This is a genomic window from Gordonia sp. UBA7860 (genome assembly GCF_002500165.1).
Lineage (GTDB): Bacteria > Actinomycetota > Actinomycetes > Mycobacteriales > Mycobacteriaceae > Gordonia > Gordonia sputi.
Map to the genome: position 1 here is coordinate 40,474 of NZ_DLSO01000050.1, position 17,895 is coordinate 58,368.

Consider the following 17,895-nt stretch of genomic DNA (forward strand, 5'->3'; position numbering starts at 1 on the left):
GCTGTGAATGCAGGACCGGTGAATGCAGGATTACGAGTGATCTACGTTGCGCCAGAGGCTGCCGCGGGTGGCGTCGGTGCATTTGCTGACCTCTTGTTGCCTGCAATCCGTGACCTGGTCGGCGACGTCGTCGAGATTCGCCACGGTAAGCCGGGATCGGACACTGTTGCGCAACTGCGTGCGCGTCGTGCTCAGATCACCGAGGCGATCGCCGGTGCAGGTGGTCGCGACGTGATCGTGCACAGCGAACTGTCCGGCGGTTCGGTCGAATCTCTGTGGCCGACTGCGCGTCTGGGCGTTCGATCGACGGCAGTGGTACATGACCCACCCAATCTCGTGTGGTGGCCATTTCGGACCAAGTTCTTGGCGGACCGTCGGGTACTCAACCACGGCCTGCATTTCGGTGCGCGCCCGGTGTCGCATCAGGTCGAGAAGTACCTCGGTGCCCGACGTGAGTACTTTGCGCTCAGTGAGATCGGCGCCGAGTCGATTCGCCGCCGATTCCCCGGGGCCACCGTGAAGCGGACCTACCACCCGACCACCACGAGCGTCGAGCTGCCAGAGCCCTCGTTGCGGCCGCGTGCAGTGGGACTCTTCGGGATCGTGTACCGGGGCAAGGGTTTTGAGCACATTGCCCGAATCCGTGAGGTGCTGCCCGACGACATCGAGATCCGCATCGCAGGTCGCGGGACGGAGTCGATTCCGTCATCGCCGGGCGTCACCGTCCTCGGCACGCTCGACGAGGAGCAGCTCGCGGAGTTCTTCGGCTCGATCCAAGCGCTGCTGATGCCGTACGGGCGACGCAGCCCGTACGGGATCGCATACCCGGCTTCAGCGGTTGCGGCGCAGAGCATTTCCCATCAAACGCCCTACATTGCGACCGATCACGGAGCGCTCGGTGAGCTCGGCGCCGAGGGCGGAGCCATCGTCGTGCCGGGCGAAGCGGACGACCTCGCGGGACTCATGGCCGCGCGGGCGACACAGTTGCTCGACGACCCGGCCCGCATCGGAACCCTCCACGACGAACTCGTGCGCATGTGTAAGGAACGCACACCCAAGCTGGTCGCGGAAGTGCTCGTAGAAACGTGGTCACGGTGAGCCCGTTCGCGGCGGCTCGCGATCTGGCACAGTCGCATTCGCACATCACGAAGGCAGTCGTCGCGGCCATGTGGACGTATGGCGGACGTGGGATCGGGCTGCTGTGGACGCTGATCCTGATCGCCAAGCTCGGCATCGGTGGCTACGGGCAGTACGCCATGGCGTTCGCCCTTGCCGCCATCGCAGCGGCTCCCGTCGACAACCCGTTCAGTGTTCGCGCCATTCGGGAGAGCGAGTCCCGCTTTCTCTCGGAACGATCGGGTCGCGTTCTGGTCGGTCTGACGGCAATGGTCGCCGGAGTGGCGCTCATCGGAGTCAACTACCTCGCATGGTTCGCGTTGCTCGTCGGCGGCGGCGAGGTGGTCTTCAATGCCTACAAGAGCCGCGCCTTCCGCGACGGCGACCCACACCGCGTCATGCGGATGGACACGATCAGGCAAACGACCAGTATCGCGCTGGGTACTGGCTACCTCATGCTGGCGCCGCAGCCAAGCCTTGTCGGTGCCAGTTTGCTCTATGCCGCACCGTATCTGGTGATCGCGTGCGCCTCTGTTCGGATGGTCTGGGGTGTCGCGCCGAAGGCTCCCGGCACACCGCGCATCATCGCGATTCTGTTCACCGAGCACCTCGCCAACGCGGTCTACATCCAGGGCGACATCCTGCTGCTGGGATTCCTCACGAACAGTGACGTGGCCGGCTACTACTCGGTGGCGAGCACATTCGCGTGGGCGGTCGCACAGATCGGTCAATCGTTTGGTGTGACCTACCACGAGAAGCTGCGGGCAGCGGGAGGTCACGCGTCCGCCGGGCCTCCGAAGAAGCACGTGTTCATCGTCGCGACGGGTGCGTCGCTAGCGCTTCTGATCGTGGGCGTCGTGCTCCTGTTCACTCCGGTCGCGACCGAGCTGGCCGTGTCGATGATTGTGATGTCGGCGTTCGTGTTCTTGCGGGTGTTCAACTTCGTCTATACGACGCTGCTGTATCTACAACGGCGCGACGCGGTGCGCACCATCTCGGCGGGCGCTGTCGCGCCGGTCAAACTCGGACTGGTCGCCGTCTTGGCGATGGCAGGGCTTGGTGCTGTCTCGGGCGCGATTGCGTCGGTTGTCGCCGACGCACTGTTGCTCGTGGTGCTCAGCCGTGCCTCTCGTTCTCGCCCACTGGAATCGGGCGACGTTGCAGAGACGCCGGGCGCTACCGCAGAGATGCTGAGCGATACCGCAGAGATACCAGTGCAAGTACGCGGCGGTCGACATCGTCGTGAAGATCTCGAGAACGAGAGGGGGGTGCTATGGAGCGGGTGACTTTTCTGCTCTCCAAGGATCCGACGACCGAGCACGGCGGCGATATCGCGCTGTCGCGAATCTTGATTCAGATCGCATCCGAGCACTACGACGTCGAGACGGTGTGTCTATCCGGAGAGTCGGGTCCAGCTGCGGATCGTAGCGTGACGCGCGTGCCCAAGCCGCCCGTCAGCGCTCGCTCGCTGCTGACCCGTAGCGCGCGGCGTATGCAGAGCCTCTGCCATGTGCGCTACGACGTCGAAGCGCTTGTCGCCGAATTGAACTCGCGCGAATCGGATGTCTTCATCGCCGAACACAGCTATATGGCCGAGTCGTTTCTCCGCTCGCGGCACGCGGGCACGGCTCCGTTCGTGGTCAATACGGTGAACACCGAGTCGGAGGTCTGGAAGGCCACCCGCGGCTGGATCGGGCGGGTGGAGGCGCCACGAATACTGCGGGACGAGGTCCGTGTGGCGAGGGCTGCGGACGCCGTCGGAACCTACGACCGCGAGGAGGCCGAGTTCTATCGCGATCGGGGAGTTCGGATGGCGCGCTGGATCGACCTGACATTGCCGCCCGCGCCCCGATTGGATCTGACGAACACCGCGAGGCGATTGGTGTTCATGGGAACGAGAGACTGGCCCCCGAACCAGGAAGCGTTCCTCACTGCACTGCGGCTGTGGCCGAAGATCTCCGAGGGCATCAGTGACGCCGAACTGTGCATCATCGGCGCGAAGAAGCCGGGCGCGGTCGATCCGGAATATCCCCAGGGGGTTCGGGACCTTGGCTTCGTCGACGATCTGCAGGAGTTCTTGGGCACGTGCCGCGCGCTGATAGCACCGGTCTCGACCGGCGGCGGTGTGCGGGTCAAGATCCTCGAGGCCGCAGCCAAGGGCCTGCCCGTTGTGGGGACTTCGGCGGCGATCGGATCGCTCGGGCCGGTGCTCGGGCTCGACCCGCGTGATTCCGACGACGAATTCATCGCCGAGTGTCGACGGTTTCTCCTCGAAACCGACTATTCGACCAAGAACGGCTCGGAACTCTATGAACGGAATGCCTCGCGGTGGGAAGCGGGTGTGCCGCAGGAGTCCGTGCTCGGTTTGATAGCACGTAACCCGGTGCCCGCAGGTAGATGAGACCATAGAACCACTGCATTCACGAACCCCTCAGACTCACGAACCCCCTCAGACTCACGAACCCCCTCAGACTCACGAACCCCTCAGACTCACGAACAAGGACTGGATATCGCAATGAAGGCGATCGAACGACGAGATCACCAAGGCCCCTCAGCGTCGAAGAAGGGGGGTGTCTCCCGTGTAGCTCCTCGCTGGGCACGGCCGATGATGGTGGTAGCGCTCCTGATCGCGGTAGTCGGTGCTCTCACGACCGTCGCATCCGGCCAGGCACACGCATTCCCGCGAGCCAGCTTCGGTTTCAGTGAGGGCGGGTATTCGCTGAAGAGGTCGAATGCCCAGTTGGCTGCGACGTACAACTCGGCATCCGAGTTGGGAGCCACGTGGTCGAGGATGGTCGCGTACTGGCCCGATATCGAGCCGTCGCCCGGCAAGTTCGATTGGTCGAACACCGACCGCCTGGTGAATGGCGCTCGAGCTCACGGATTCCGTGTCGACATCATTCTTCTCGGTGCGCCGACGTGGGCCGGCGGTAACGGTCTGCCCGGCACTCCGCCCAATGCCGCAGCCTTCGGCAACTTCGCTGCGGCTGCGGCGCGGCATCTGGGCTCCAGGGTCGATGCGTACGAGATCTGGAACGAGCCCAACCTGGTCAACATGTTCACGCCGGTCGATCCCGCGCGCTACACGTCGATGCTGCGTGCCGCCTATCCGCGGATCAAGGCGATCGATCCTTCTTCCACTGTGCTCAGTGGTGGACTGGCGAGTACGACTGCGTTGAACCTCGGTGCGTATACGACTCCGCCCGTCGAGTTCCTCAGGCAGATGTATCAGGCCGGCGCTCGAGGTTTCATGGACGCTGTTGCCGATCACCCGTACACATTCCCCTACACCGCCGACCGGGATCCCAACGCGCGGTGGGCGCAGACTGCCGCGATGCACGACATCATGCGCGCCAACGGCGACGGCGGAAAGAAGATCTGGATCACCGAATTCGGCGCACCGACAGGGTCGGGTGGCGGTGCGGTGAGCGACGCCGCGCAAGGCGCGATCCTGACCAGTGCGCTGCGCGAGGGCGCGTCGAGGCCCTACATCGGTCCGATGTTCTTGCACTGCATCCAAGATCCGGGAGCCAACCCGTCGAACGTCGAGGACAACTTCGGCGTCACGCGTCTCAACAACTCCAAGAAGCCGGCGTTCTGGGCGGTCAAATCCCAGATCCGGTGAGCCGGGCATCGCTCCCGCAGCACCTACTCGTCGCACTGGCGGCAGTGGTCGCTGTCGTGAGCTCGGTGTCGTGCGGAGCGGTGGGGACATCGCATCAGGCGAGCGGTGTGTCTTCTCAGAAGGTGCACGCGCAGGCGACGCCGCTCGCAACACCCGAACTGGCGTTCTCCGGAGGCGGACGGTTGCTGTGGGCATCCGACGACGAACTGCAGCGATACGTCGCGGCGGTTGTCGACTCCGGTGTTCGCATGGTCCGTATGGATTTGTCCTGGCCGCTGCTGGAACCCGCTGAGGGGGTGTTCAATTGGGCTCCGTTGGATCGCGTGGTGAACGCATTGAGGTCGAGTGGTATCAGCATTCTGGGCATCATCGACTACACGCCCGCGTGGGCGTCGGGACACAGCGACCAGGTGACGTATCGCCCGACCACGGCGGCCGAGTACGGCGATTTCGCGGGAACCGTTGCGTCGCGCTACAGGGGACGAATCAAGGCGTACGAGATCTGGAACGAGCCGAACGGGACTCCCTACTTCCGTCCAGAACCGGACCCGGAGTTCTACACCTCGATGCTGCGAGCTGCCCATACCGCCATCAAGGCGGCGGATTCGGCGGCGTTGGTGGTCGGGGGCGCTGTGGGATTGGCGCCAGACACCGAGATCAGCATGAACGCGCGCACGTTCGTCGAGCGCATGTATCAGGCGGGCGCGGCAGGACATTTCGACGCGTTGTCGGTGCATCCCTACAGCTACCCCAACGGGTTGACGGCCAACGCGGACAACAAGGTTTCGGTTGTGTCGATGCTCGCTGATATCCGCGCCGAGATGGTCGCACGCGGCGACGGTGGTCGCAAGATGTGGGCCACCGAGGTCGGCTACCCGTCGGGGGGACCAGGCGGCAGTGAGTCGCGCCAGGCCGGCCTGATCACGAAGTTGGCCGCAGACTGGGCGCAACTGCCCTACGGCGGTCCGGTCTTCATTCACGAACTGGTGGATCGTGGAGCGTCGGACGTCGACAAAGGGTCGACGACGGACTTCGGCTACACCACGTTTGCGGCTGAGACATCGTTCGGAGTCGTGCGTTCGGACTTCACACCCAAGCCCGCCTTTGCCAAGGTGAAATCGCTTGTCGCGCAGCACACGATCAGCGATCCGACGGTAGACAGGGTGCGCACGGCTGCAGCGGAGGGCGAGCGCATGCTCGGCGAGGCAAGGACGCCCGTGTACCAGACGACGTCGCGCAGAGGGATTGCCCAAACGGTGCAGCGGTACGCGTCGGGACGGGTGATATGTGGGTCGGCGGGCTGCTACGCGGTGCCTGCCGTCCTGGTCGATTACGTCGCACTCCTGGGTTACCCACCATCGGGCGCGTTCACCGGGACAACGCAAGACATCGATTCGCCCGGAGGTACCAGGGTGTTCTACAAACCAGCGACCGGAGTGCATTCGCTGTCGGGCGAGATGCTGAAGGCATGGTCGCCCGAGGTGGGGTATCCGGTGGCCGAACAGCAGGTCGTCGACGGCACGACAATCGTGCAGTGTGAGAACGGTTCCATTGCGTACAGGCCCGGAGGTAAAGCGGTGGTGAGGTTTTCGTGAGGAAATGGGTGCGTAACCTTCTCATCGCGGTTGTCATTCTTGTGGCCGTGTTCTGCCTGCTCATAGTGGTGGCGATCGCGCGACCGCTTCTTCATCGTGGGAGCAACGATCTGGGAATCCACCAGAGCGTCGACGCTCCCGGCGCGGTCATCTCGGCGCGCGAGGTCTTCGATATTCCGCTCAGGTTGAAACTCGCCAAAGTGCATGCCGTACATGTTCTCTACGCGTCACGTGATGCCTCCGGAGTGATTCAGCGGGTATCGGGAACAGTGTTCAAACCAGACGGCGCCGCCCCGGCCGGGGGCTGGCCGATCATCGCGTTCGGCCACGGGACAAGCGGAATCAATCAGCCGTGCGCGCCGTCGAGCAGCTCGGGTATGGACGGTGCTGCGGCGCTGGCGTTGGGCCTCACATCTGCGAAATACGCTGTGGCAGTGCCTGATTACCAGGGGCTCGGCGCGCCAGGAGTACACCCGTACCTCGACAATGTCACCGAGGGTCACAATGTGATCGACTCGGTGCGCGCATTGCGCACGGTTTTCCCCGAATCGTCCAAACGGTGGGCGGCATACGGCGGATCACAGGGTGGCGGTGCGGTGTGGGGGGCGGCAGATGCGGCGCCATCGTATGCGCCGGAACTCGACCTGCTCGGAGCGTCGGCGCTCGTACCTGCGGCAGACCTCACCGGGCTCGTCGACAAGGCGCTCGCCGGGACCCTCACCCGTGACCAACAACTCGTTCTGCAATGGGTTGTCGAATCCCGGGCGCGGATGGACCCGAACTTCCATCGCGACGACTTCCGCAAGGGTGGAGCTGTCGCGGGCTGGAATACGTTGTCGGCGTGCGACAGGTCGCTCGCCAAACAGCGAGATGAGATCGCCAAGAACCTCGGACCGCACGATATCGGTCCGCAGAATCCGGCAGCAGCACAACAGTTGCGTGACGTGCTGGCTGCGTACGCGATGCCGAAGAACCGCTCAGCCGCGCCGTTGCAGATCACCTACGGGACGGCCGACACGTTCATCGATGTGGCATGGACGGACGCTGCCATCCGGCGAGCGTGTGGGCTTGGAGATACGATCACCATCGATCGGCAGCCGGGTAAGGGACACGGAGACATCAACGGCGATGCCGTGATCCCATGGCTGCTCGACCGATTCGCCGGAAAGCCCGCGCCCAACAACTGTTGATCGGACGAGACCGTGCAGGAACCGAACACAGACACACCCGCATTCGATCTGACGCCGGGTTCACCCGATCAGATTGCGCGCCACGGCGATTCCAGTCGACGAAATCAGGCTGTGCGCCGAGCCAAGGACGAGGTGCTGCGACTGCTGGCGACCGGCGAGCCCGCGCCGAGGGTAGACGCCCCGTATCTGGTGGTCCCGATTCTCGGTCAGTCGAATGCGGTGGGCGACAACGAACTCGAGCCGGACGACTTGTCGCCGGGAGTGCTGCCCGTACACCAATGGCCCGGGTGCGGGAGACGCAAGGGGCAGATCCTCCTCGCCACTGACCCGCTCCTGCATGAGATGCCTGCGCGCGGCGTCGGTTTCGGTCGGTCGTTCGGCGAACGGTTGGCCGCCGAAACCGGCGGGCCGGTGCTGCTCGTTCCGTGCGGGCGTGGTGACACGTCGTTCTATCCCAAGAACGGCTACAGCTGGGACCCCGCAGATAGGTCGGCTCGGGTCAACCTGTTCACCTTCGCGCTAACTCAGATCGAAGCTGCGTTGGCGGCGGCGGGTCCATCGGCTCGCGTAGCAGCATTTCTCTGGCACCAGGGCGAGTCCGACGTCCCACTGCAGGCGCCGGATGCCTATCGAGCGCGACTCGAATCCGTTGTCACCGGGCTCCGGTCTCGCTTCGGCGATGCTCCATTCATCGTGGGACAGATGGTTCCCGAGGAGATCGAGAGCAGACGAGCCGAGTATACGGGCGTCGACGACGTGCACAGGACCCTGCCTCGGACAGTTGATCGCTGCGCATTTGTGCCGGGACCCACCGGGATGGCCAAGTCGCCGACCGAACTCATTCACTACAGCCGCGCCGGTCAGCGTGAGCTGGGTGCGCGAATGTATGCGGCGTATGCCGACCTGTCGTCGACGGGCGACCCCAGCTGAAAGTCTGCTATCAGTACGCGCCGTCGCTGGAGATCACTGCGCGTGCCGTCCTCCACATGATCATCAGATCGTGTGTGATCGACCAGTTCTCGACGTAGGAGAGGTCGAGGCGCACCGACTCCTCCCACGACAGATCCGATCTGCCGGACACCTGCCACAGCCCGGTCATCCCCGGACGGACGAGCATGCGGCGCGACGTCGGGTCGTCGTAGGTATCGACCTCTTCGCGCAGGGGAGGGCGGGGACCAACGAGGCTCATCGAACCGAACAGGACATTGAAGAGCTGCGGGATCTCGTCGATGCTGTACCGCCGCAGGAACGCCCCCACCCGGGTGACCCGAGGATCGTCTCGGATCTTGAACAACACCCCGTTTCCTTCGTTCTGGTCGGCGAGCTGGCCGCGGAGCCTGTCGGCGTCGACGACCATCGACCGGAACTTCCACATCTGGAACGGGATGTTGTTGAGTCCTATGCGTTCTGCGCGATAGAAGACAGGCCCGCGGGAGTCGATCTTGATGGCGATCGACACCACGAGAAGCGCGGGAGCGAAGGCCAGGAGCAAGAGCGCGGCACCGATACGGTCGACTGAAGCCTTCAGCAGCCGGTTGGCGCCGTGATACTGAGGCTTCTCGATGTGCAGAAGCGGAAGGTTTGCCACCGGACGGACCGACATCCGAGGTCCGGCGACGTCGGTGACGCCGGGGGAGACCAGGATATCGACGTTCATCCCCTCCATGCTCCACGACAGCTCCCGCATGGCGGAATGACCGAGAACCTCGGCGGACGTCACTGCCACCGTGGTAGCGCCGCTCAGTGCCACGGCCTCACGCGCGTCGTCGAAGGTTCCGATGATCGGGATTTCGCGCTCGCCCACGTCGAGTGTCGACGCGTGCGCTTTCGATGAATCCTCGGGAACACATAGCCCGACCACGTGGTAGCCGAGCCGGGGATGAGCGGAGAGGTGTTCGATGAGCGGCGCGGCCGAGCGGCTCGATCCGACGACCAACACCTGGTGCTGGTCGACACCCTTCTCCCAGCGACGTGCGATCGCTTTGCGCCACAACCAATGTGCGATGAGCAACGTCAGAGTGCCGAAGGGTAGGGCGATGGCGATGAATCCACGCGCCACGTCGAACTTGAAGACGAGGTCGAGCATCGCGATGACGCCGAACGCGATGACACTCGATTTGAGAATGCGGGTGTACTCCGCGTGTCCAGCACCGATGACCCGTCGGCTGGACGTGCCCGAAACCTTGAGAACAATACTCCACAGCGCGATGAGAGCCAATGGAAGAATGACGAACGGAAGATGAATATCTCCCACCGGATTCAGCAGTCGGGGCGCGCCGTATTCTGCCGCAGGGCCGCCGTAGCGCGCGACGGTCGCGCAGGCCACGCTGATTGTGACGATGATCAACTCGGTGGCACGAAGTCGTGACGAATACTGATCCAGCCATGACCGGTCACCGGTGGATACGGCTGGTCGGAATACTCGCAGATACCGAGGGTAGGGGCCATCGGTACGGGGCGATGAGGGCAATGGACGAATGGCCACATGTACTCCGGCGGGTCAGTAATTGCTCATGAAACCTGCCGACGGTCGGACAGGCTTTGTTGCAAGCGCAAATTCTTTGCAGGCAGGGGTTTGGGGCAGGCAGAGATTTGGTGCAAAGCAATGCGGTGTCTCTATTGATTCACGCCTTTGGGGCTTCATCAACGCTGAGCGCCCACTGAGTAAATCTTAACGATTCGCACCGAAGGCGCAACTCCGAATTTGTGTGAAATATGACGCGTAACGTTCGCTGTCGCTGCTTCGATAAGGACCTGATTGGTGCGCTCGGCGGGCTGCCGAACCTCAAATCGGGTAGCCTGAGCCGGTGGTGGCATCGCGATCGGAGTCAGCGACGTATGCCATCCGACGGCAGGCCGTGCTGGTGGGTGTCGGAGCGGCTTGTGCTGCGGCTGGTCGATATCTCGTCGATCGGTACTTACCGGTGTCGCCGATTCTTATTGCTACGGTAGCGCCCATATGCGCTTGCTTCATCTATGCACTGGTTCGCATGTCCGGGCAGCGCTCGGAATTCTTTGTTGCGGGCATCGTGGTTGGTTTATCGGGATTTGCCTCGACCGCGGTGCTCGGATTGATGTACTACCCCATCTGGCAGGGGATCGTGGTTCTCGCAGTTACTCCACCTGCGTCAGTGATCGCCTACGTTGCAGGCAAGGTGGTCGCAGGCAGGGTGGTGTCGCAGCGATGATCGTCGCGGTGTCAGGTCTGGTGCTCACGGGTTGCATTGCGGCAGTGGTGTGGTGGTATCTCGCGGCGTCGCGAGGTCAATCCGATGTGCTCGGCAGAGTGCTACTCCTCGTTGTGCTCGCCGCTGCGTGTGCCGGCGCCGCGTGGGGGCTGCCATTCTCCGGGCAGGTGCGTTCGATTCTGGTGCTGGGGGGATGTGCCGTTCTCGCGCCCTACGCGCTGATTGTCGCAGCCACGGTCGAGGCGACGGCGAGCCGCACCCGTCGCCTCTCAACCGCTTCGGGATCCAGACGACGCAATTCAGAGGTCGCGCAGTTGCTGGTGACGACGCTCATGTCCGCGGCACTCGTGATGCTTTACATCCTCGCGGCAGCGTCGGTTGCCCTCCTCGTCTATGTGGTGGTGAGTCAGGGTTTCGCTGAAGTGAGATGAGGACTCGTCAGCCGGGCGGGCATCCGGTGAGCGCTGCCCGCGCAGTTCCGGCGAACTGGTAGGCGTAGACGAAAGCCCAAGCCCCCAGCGAGAAGTGGTAGGCGCTGGGAACGGCGACGAGCTCTACGTCGATGCCGAGGCACTGCCGGAATATCACGCCCGCGCGAAACAGGTGGTGGCGCCAACTCACTACTGTCACTCGGTTCCAATGATGGGCGCGCGCCTGTTCGCGAGTGAACAGGGCCTCGCCCGTTGTCGTCGACGGCCGCGGTGCGAAACATACAATTCTGACCTTCCGGTCCGACGGCTGGCAGGCCGCACGCATCGTGGCGTCCTCCGCGGGATACGGGTTCGAGAGCAGTACGGTCTCCGCGAGACCTGCACGGGCGAGATCGATTCCGAAAGACTCGCGGCCATCGTGCGCACCGCCGAGTACCACGATGGCGTCTGAATGGACCGGCGGCTCTGCGGGTGGATCGGTGAAGAGGCGATAGCCGACGACGGCGCCGGTGAGTTGTATGACCATCAGCGCGGCAACCAGGATGCCGATTACCCGGACCCCGCCGGTCACGGGACCAGGACCATATCAGCGACGGCGGGACCGAATGGCGTAGTTGATCGCAGGCTTCTCGACGAAGTAGAACGACAGCGTCGCGAGCGCGATGCTGACCGCTCCGACCACAACGAAATTGAACGCCAAGCCCGACCAGGTGTCGCCGTGCATCCATCCCCACCTGCCAAGGACCAAGAGGACGGGGAAATGCCAGAGGTAGATGCTCAGCGATACCCGGCCGCAGTACTCGAAAGGTTTCCAGTCGAGCGCCCGGGCAAATGCCGAATCGTCGCCTCGCGCGAAGGGAATGACGATGAACAAGATGATCATGCCGGAGGCGAGTGCCGTCGCGGTGCTGGAGAAGGGCGAGCCGAGGGCGATGAGCACATAGGTGATCGGAATCAGTGGGAGGATGGCGAGGCCGGTCCACGGTCGCGCTCGTTTCAGACGACGACGCGAGATGAGCCCGGTCTCGGCCCCGACGAACAGAATCGCGGCGATCATGCCGAATGCGAAGTTGTCAGACGAAGCGATGAAGCTGCGCAGCACGACGGCCACCCAGTTGGGTCCCCAGTTCGCCATGATGAGGTCGGTTATGCCGAGCCGGTTCGCGAGCCACAGGGCAAAGAACTTCCCGGCGGTACCCAGAATCACCAGGACGGCGGGGCCGATGAGAGCCAGCACGATCGGATTCCACCCGTAGCGGCGTCGTAGCGTGAAGACGAGCAGGCCGATGAGCGGCAATGCCACGTAGAACACGATCTCCATGGTCAATGACCACGACGGGTTGATGCCTGTTTGAAGCATCGACGGGATGTAGCTCTGGACGAGCGAGAGGTTGGCGGCGATCATGGCCGGATCTGTCATCATCCCGATCCCGGCGAACTTGCCGCTTGATTCCGCAACCGCGGCGTTCTCCAGATATACCGCGCGCATGAGGTAGCTCGCGACGAGGAAGATGAACAGATATGCCGGGAATACCCGCAGTATCCGGTGTCGGGTGTACGACGCTACGTCAGGCTGTGACTGTCCACCGGTGAACAGGCGACGAAGAATGGGGAGATACAGCAAAAAACCGGAGAGCGCGAAGAAGAAGATCAGTGATTGACCGAAGATCTGCAAGTGGCCGGAAAAAAACGTGTTCGGCGAATAGTGGCCACCGACGTGTTGGGCCAGCACAAGCATGCACGCAATTCCGCGAGGACCGTCGAGTCCGCGAATTCGTGCTCGAAAAGGCTTGGCCCCTGCGGTGTTTGTAGCCTCGGTGACCTGCTGGTCCCTCGATCGTGGGGGATTGTGTGTGTGGTTTTCAGGAATGCGGTGACGCCCTGATGATGCGCTCTTTTCGACAGACTGCTCAGGTGCTGTCGCGGAGTGATCACTCACTTGTCAACAATACAACGAGAATGGAAACGTGTCGCGTCAGATGTTCGTGCATCCCGATGGACTCCCCGATCCTTGCATTTGTTGTTCGAGCCAGGAGATGGCAACGCCGGGATCGACGTCGGCGTGTCCGCGGTCGGGTTGGAAGGACACCACGAGATCAGCGCCGGCTGAGCAATTCGCACCTATCACGGCAGTGGTCCACGCGGAGTCGATCAAGGTGTCTTTTCCGCCGTACATCACCAAAATCGGGGCGGTGGGCAGGCCTTTGGGGAGGCCCCGCTCGCGCAAGAGTCGTTCGAGTTCTTCGCGGCTCGTGGCCGAGTCCGGCCGAAGGTCCGCATCGGTGAGTGCGTCAGCTGCCTGCTGTCGTTCCTGGCTGTAGCGGGATGCGCACTGCGACAACGCGGTCCAGTTCGTGGTGGCGGAGCCTCTACGATAGCTGTCGAGATCAAGGCTGGGATTCTCGTGCTTGAGCGCCAGCAGCAACCACTGGTAGAGCCCGTACTGATCTTTTGTCAGATTCGATGACCACGCCTTGTCTGACAGCTTTGAGATGTCCGCAGGGGGCGAGATGGCGACGGTGCCGACAAGGTTGAGGCCCTTACCGTACGAAGCCGCGAGAACGTTCGACGCCCACGCGGCTTGGCCGCCCTGCGATACGCCGAATCCCGCCCACTTGTCGGAGGTGTTCGAAGGCGACATCTGCCTCATCGCACGCACCGAGTCGATGATGTTGTGTCCCTCGGTCGTCGCATCGAGGTACGGGTGCGTTGGCTCCGCGTCGCCGGGGGTGCCCAGGCCCTGGTAGTCGCTGACTGCCACGGCGTATCCCTGAGACAGCAGAACGTAGACAAGGTCGGCCGCGCCACGAAGGCTCGAGTCCAGCGTCGGCCCGCATTCGCTGAGAACACCGACGGTCGCGTGGCCGAATCCGATGATCGGCCACCCGCCCTGGGGTGCCTGGCCCGCCGGCACGAAGAGGCCGCCGGTGACAACGGTTGGTTTGTTGTCGTGATCGGTCGAGGAGTACTCCACGCGCACAGCGAGACTCGTCGCCGCCGAGATCCGACGGTCGAGAACCGGCATGGTTTGTGCCCACGACACTGTTCCGGGCCCGGTGGCGCCAGCGCGTGGCACGTCGACCGGAACGCCGGGAGGACGGCCGGATGATGTTGTCGCAGACTGCTCGTCGGAGCCGCAGGCGGTCAGTGCTGCAGCGACCGCGATGGCCAGCGCCAACCAACTCACGAAAATCCGCACGCGTACGGTCGGGCGATTCACTGCGAATTCTCCAACTCTCGACTCGATCTGAGGGTGTTCGATGCACCGAGCGCATCGTCGACTCTGTTGCGTAGCAGGCTGAATGCGAGGAGCGCCACCGCGGAGAACACGACGGCAACGGCGGCGCCAAGGCCGATGTAGGTGAGCAACTTCGGCGAGGTCACTCCCATGTCGGTGGCGGCGTCGATCGTCTTCAGCTCGTAGGGTGCACGTCCGTTCAGGTTGTCGACTTCGACCACCAGCTTGGGCATTTCACCGGCAAGCGCCGCGGAAAGTTGTTGTGCGGCTTGCGGTGTATCTCCGGTTGTCGTGATCGTCAGCACAGCGTTCGTTGGTTCTATCGAAGCGACGACGCGCTCGCGGAGGTCGGCAGGGGGAGTCTGAGGATCGATACCCGGCCACTGTGCCGCAGCGACGCGCATCAACAGTTGGTCGCTGGTGGCCAGTTCACGATAGGAGGGTGCGCGTAGCTGTCCGGCCAGGCCACTGGTGCGAGCGCTGGACACCGTCGCGGAACCCGGGGCGACGATGAGCAGGCGTGCCTGCGACTCATAGGTCTTGGGCGTCATCTCTGCCGCGAGCCATCCCGCGAGTCCGCCTGCGATTGCGGCGCAGATCAACACGATTCCGCCGCGCAGGAGGATATGTGCGTACTCGCCGACGGTTCGCGTCGATGGTGATCTCATGGGCGATCGTCGCAATTGCTCTGGGGTTTGTCGCCGTTCAACACGCCCTTCATCCAGGGAATTGCCTGGGAAGAATCGAGTCCGGCGTGGGTATCGCCAACGCGTTTGACGATTGTGAGGTTTTCACCTTCCTGGCAGGCTTTGCCGATGACCCGTTCCGTCCACTGCGGAGGGATGAGCGGATCGTCTGTGCCATACATGACGAGAACGGGCGAGTTGTTGCGGCCTGCGGGCAGGGCGTAGTCGGCGAGTTGATCGCGCAGCGCGTCGGTGGCCGCAACGGTCTTCGGCTTCAGGTCTTGTGGTGTGAGCGAGTTCAGCGCGCGCTGGGTGGCCGTCAGATCTCCGGTTGAGTCGGGAACACACCGAATCAAGGTCTCCCACTCTGACTTGGCACGCTCGGAGCGATAGTCGTCGAGGTTGAAACGGTCAGGGAAGGTCTTCGACAGCGAGTCGAGTGCATAGACGAGAAGAGGGTATTGATCGCGTGTCAGTGTCCCCTGCGCAGCTCGGTCCGCAAGGCCCCTCATATCTCCGACGGGAACCAGCGCGACCGTCGCATCGAGATCGGTGTCGCTCCCGTATTCGGGTTGGCGGTCGCCGGCTGCCCACGCCGCCATGCCGCCGAGCGAAACACCGAATGACACCCAATGCTTGCTCACGTCGGGCGCGATCGCCTGTGCAGCTCGGACGGCATCGATCTGGTTGTTGCCGTAGGTCTTGGCGCTGAGGAAGGGATGGTTGCCCTTGCCGTGGCCGAGGCCCTGGTAGTCGGACATGACAACGGCATAGCCGTTGAGCCGGAATGCCTCGATGATGGTGTCGTTGCCGAGTAGATTGCCGTATTCGGAAGGGCCGCAGGTGCTCTCGGTGCCAGAGTTGCCGTGGCCGAATGCGATGAGTGGCCAACCGCCCGCGGGTGGGGTGCCCTTGGGGACGACCAGAATTCCGGACACCTCGGTTGCCGAGTTGTCGATGCCAGAAGTCGAGCGGTAGATGATTCGCTTGACGACGGCGTCACGATTGTTGATGGCCTTGACGGGTCCGCGGGGCGGATCCTCGACGGCCAGAACCGCACCCGGTTTGCCGGTGTCGCGGGGCGTCGTCAGCGAAGCGGAGGGCAGCGGTGACTCGGGATATGCAGCAGCCGACGGCGACAGCGTCAGCGGGGTGTCGTCAGTCGATTGTGCGCATCCCGACACCGTGATCGCCAGAAGGCAGACCACGCCGACCGCGAGCGCAGTCGCTGCGCGACGTGAGGTGAAGGTCGAGATCACTGCGGCAGGGCTCACGAGTCCGCGTGCACCTCGGCTGCGTCGACCCTCGATGCCGACACCCGCTCGGCGGCGAAATCGCTTGTCGGTGAACCGCTGTCAGTGTCCTGTGTGCTGCTGTCGGTCTGCTTGTGAGCGACTTTGGCCGTGAAGGTGAGCACCACGCCGAGCAGCGGAGCATTGACACTCTCGATCGCCTTTGTCGACGTGCGAAGTTGCTTCCTCGTGGTGACGCCGCGTCGAGTCACGAGCAGTGCGCCGTCGGTGCGCGCGGCGATGGTGAGTGGTTCCGGCGACGCCGACAGCGGACCGGCATCAATGATGACGTAGTCGTAGGAATGGATCGCAGCCGCAATGACGGCGTCGAAGCCGTCTCCGCCGATGGCGCCCCACGGGTCAGACGTAACCGGACCACTCGGCAGGAGGTCGACGCCGTCGTGAAGACTCAGCGTCGCATCGTGAAGCGAGATTTCGCCCACTGCCACGGTCGTCAGACCCTCGGTCGGCGGCTGACCGAGGTCGTCGGTGAGGGTGGGATCGGCGAGGTCGGCGTCGATGATCAGCACGGTTTTGCCGCGTGCGGCGAACGACGACGCGAGATTCACCACGGTGGTCGTCGCGCCGACGTCGCGGGTCGGACCGACGACGGTGATCGCCGACGGAGCGGTGCGATGCCGAGTGCTTCCCGAGGCGATGAATCGCAGATTGGCGTCGAGGCGGCGGTACGCATCGGACGTCGGTCCGGTCGCGGGCTCCAGAGACGAATTGTCCTTCAACTCCGAGTCGGTGGGGATCACGGCGAGAATGCCGGACTTCTCGGTGGCGTCGGCGATGTCTGACTCAGAGTCGATCCGTCGACGTTGGTAGATGCCGATCGCCACGGCGGCGAGCACGCCGATCAGTAGCCCGCCGACCGCTCCGATGATGAGCCAGAGCCACCACGACAGCCCGCTCTTGGACGACGGGAGGCTCGCGTCATCGTAGAGAACCGCTGTCGCAGAGGGGGAGTCGCCGCGACGCGAGGTCTCGAGCTCCTGAACCACTGCGGTCGTCGCATTGGCAACGGCCTGGGCGTAGGCCTGGGCTCGCTTCGCGTCGTCCGCGGTGGCGGTGATCGTCAGGATCACGGTGTCTTTGACCGGGACAGCCGTAACGCTCCCGCGTATGTCGCCGGCGCCCACCTGGCCGCCAAGCGTTTCGGCAGCGCGCTGTGCGACCTGGTCGCTCGTCGCAATTGTCGCGTAGCTATTGACCCGATCCTGGGCGAACAGGTTGTTCTGGTAGCTCTCGCCGACTGACGTTCCACCCTCTGCGGTCACGAACAACCGAGCGGTGGATTCGTATTTTCCGGGAGAGATCCACGTGCTGTAAGCAAAAGCGGCGAAAGCGCCAACGAGCGCTCCCACTACGAGAACCCACCAAAACCGCACAATGATGCGCCAGTAATCGCCGAGTGGCACCTGACCGGTTCCCTTCTCTGGGGTAGCGCCGCGCGGGCGCTTCGTTCAACCGTTGAACAATGGACAGTTGATTGGATCATGGTTCTCGGGCAATTGCTGTGTGGGATTGC

Annotated in this window: 16 protein-coding genes; 9 read left to right on the forward strand and 7 right to left on the reverse strand. The window is 63.4% G+C overall.

The window, feature by feature from the left end; genetic code table 11:
* The first annotated feature begins 36 nt into the window (after window positions 1-36).
* From B3T59_RS07480 to B3T59_RS07510, 7 genes are all read left to right on the forward strand, one after another.
* Window positions 37-1,098, forward strand: a complete 1,062-nt coding sequence (locus B3T59_RS07480; RefSeq protein ID WP_287001897.1) for a glycosyltransferase — start codon at window positions 37-39, stop codon at window positions 1,096-1,098.
* On the forward strand, window positions 1,095-2,402 hold the full coding sequence (locus tag B3T59_RS07485; protein WP_287001898.1) for a lipopolysaccharide biosynthesis protein: 1,308 nt from the start codon (window positions 1,095-1,097) through the stop codon (window positions 2,400-2,402). Before B3T59_RS07480 ends, B3T59_RS07485 begins: the two co-directional genes overlap by 4 nt.
* On the forward strand, window positions 2,390-3,517 hold the full coding sequence (locus B3T59_RS07490; RefSeq protein ID WP_287001899.1) for a glycosyltransferase: 1,128 nt from the start codon (window positions 2,390-2,392) through the stop codon (window positions 3,515-3,517). The genes B3T59_RS07485 and B3T59_RS07490 overlap by 13 nt, the downstream gene beginning before the upstream one ends.
* Before the next feature lie 204 nt (window positions 3,518-3,721).
* On the forward strand, window positions 3,722-4,741 hold the full coding sequence (locus B3T59_RS07495) for a cellulase family glycosylhydrolase (protein WP_287001900.1): 1,020 nt from the start codon (window positions 3,722-3,724) through the stop codon (window positions 4,739-4,741).
* Entirely contained in the window at window positions 4,738-6,336 is a 1,599-nt protein-coding gene (locus B3T59_RS07500; protein ID WP_287001901.1) for a cellulase family glycosylhydrolase, read from the forward strand. Before B3T59_RS07495 ends, B3T59_RS07500 begins: the two co-directional genes overlap by 4 nt.
* Before the next feature lie 8 nt (window positions 6,337-6,344).
* Complete coding sequence (locus B3T59_RS07505) at window positions 6,345-7,526, forward strand: lipase family protein (RefSeq protein WP_287001902.1); 1,182 nt, start codon at window positions 6,345-6,347, stop codon at window positions 7,524-7,526.
* 12 nt (window positions 7,527-7,538) lie between these two features.
* Entirely contained in the window at window positions 7,539-8,456 is a 918-nt protein-coding gene (locus tag B3T59_RS07510; protein WP_287001903.1) for a sialate O-acetylesterase, read from the forward strand.
* A gap of 10 nt (window positions 8,457-8,466) precedes the next feature.
* Here the strand turns inward: B3T59_RS07510 and B3T59_RS07515 are convergent, their stop codons facing one another.
* Complete coding sequence (locus tag B3T59_RS07515) at window positions 8,467-9,852, reverse strand: sugar transferase (protein WP_287001904.1); 1,386 nt, start codon at window positions 9,850-9,852, stop codon at window positions 8,467-8,469.
* Window positions 9,853-10,516: 664 nt separating this feature from the next.
* On the opposite strand from B3T59_RS07515, the gene B3T59_RS07520 reads away from it, so the two are divergent.
* Both B3T59_RS07520 and B3T59_RS07525 read left to right on the forward strand, forming a co-directional pair.
* Complete coding sequence (locus B3T59_RS07520) at window positions 10,517-10,714, forward strand: hypothetical protein (protein ID WP_005208620.1); 198 nt, start codon at window positions 10,517-10,519, stop codon at window positions 10,712-10,714.
* Window positions 10,711-11,145: a hypothetical protein gene (locus tag B3T59_RS07525; protein ID WP_287001905.1), complete on the forward strand. Its 435-nt coding sequence runs from the start codon at window positions 10,711-10,713 to the stop codon at window positions 11,143-11,145. Before B3T59_RS07520 ends, B3T59_RS07525 begins: the two co-directional genes overlap by 4 nt.
* Before the next feature lie 7 nt (window positions 11,146-11,152).
* Here B3T59_RS07525 and B3T59_RS07530 read toward each other — a convergent pair whose 3' ends face one another.
* From B3T59_RS07530 to B3T59_RS07555, 6 genes are read right to left on the reverse strand one after another with little or no spacing between them, the layout of a single operon-like run.
* Window positions 11,153-11,716, reverse strand: coding sequence for a YdcF family protein (locus tag B3T59_RS07530; RefSeq protein WP_005208622.1), 564 nt, complete (start codon window positions 11,714-11,716; stop codon window positions 11,153-11,155).
* Window positions 11,717-11,731: 15 nt separating this feature from the next.
* Window positions 11,732-13,084, reverse strand: coding sequence for an acyltransferase family protein (locus tag B3T59_RS07535; protein ID WP_287001906.1), 1,353 nt, complete (start codon window positions 13,082-13,084; stop codon window positions 11,732-11,734).
* Between the two features lie 36 nt (window positions 13,085-13,120).
* Entirely contained in the window at window positions 13,121-14,365 is a 1,245-nt protein-coding gene (locus B3T59_RS07540) for a lipase family protein (protein ID WP_005208634.1), read from the reverse strand.
* Window positions 14,362-15,051: a hypothetical protein gene (locus B3T59_RS07545; RefSeq protein WP_005208637.1), complete on the reverse strand. Its 690-nt coding sequence runs from the start codon at window positions 15,049-15,051 to the stop codon at window positions 14,362-14,364. The genes B3T59_RS07540 and B3T59_RS07545 overlap by 4 nt, the downstream gene beginning before the upstream one ends.
* Window positions 15,048-16,343, reverse strand: coding sequence for a lipase family protein (locus B3T59_RS07550; RefSeq protein ID WP_005208639.1), 1,296 nt, complete (start codon window positions 16,341-16,343; stop codon window positions 15,048-15,050). The genes B3T59_RS07545 and B3T59_RS07550 overlap by 4 nt, the downstream gene beginning before the upstream one ends.
* Window positions 16,340-17,785: a polysaccharide biosynthesis tyrosine autokinase gene (locus B3T59_RS07555; protein WP_287001907.1), complete on the reverse strand. Its 1,446-nt coding sequence runs from the start codon at window positions 17,783-17,785 to the stop codon at window positions 16,340-16,342. Before B3T59_RS07555 ends, B3T59_RS07550 begins: the two co-directional genes overlap by 4 nt.
* Between the last annotated feature and the right edge of the window lie 110 nt (window positions 17,786-17,895).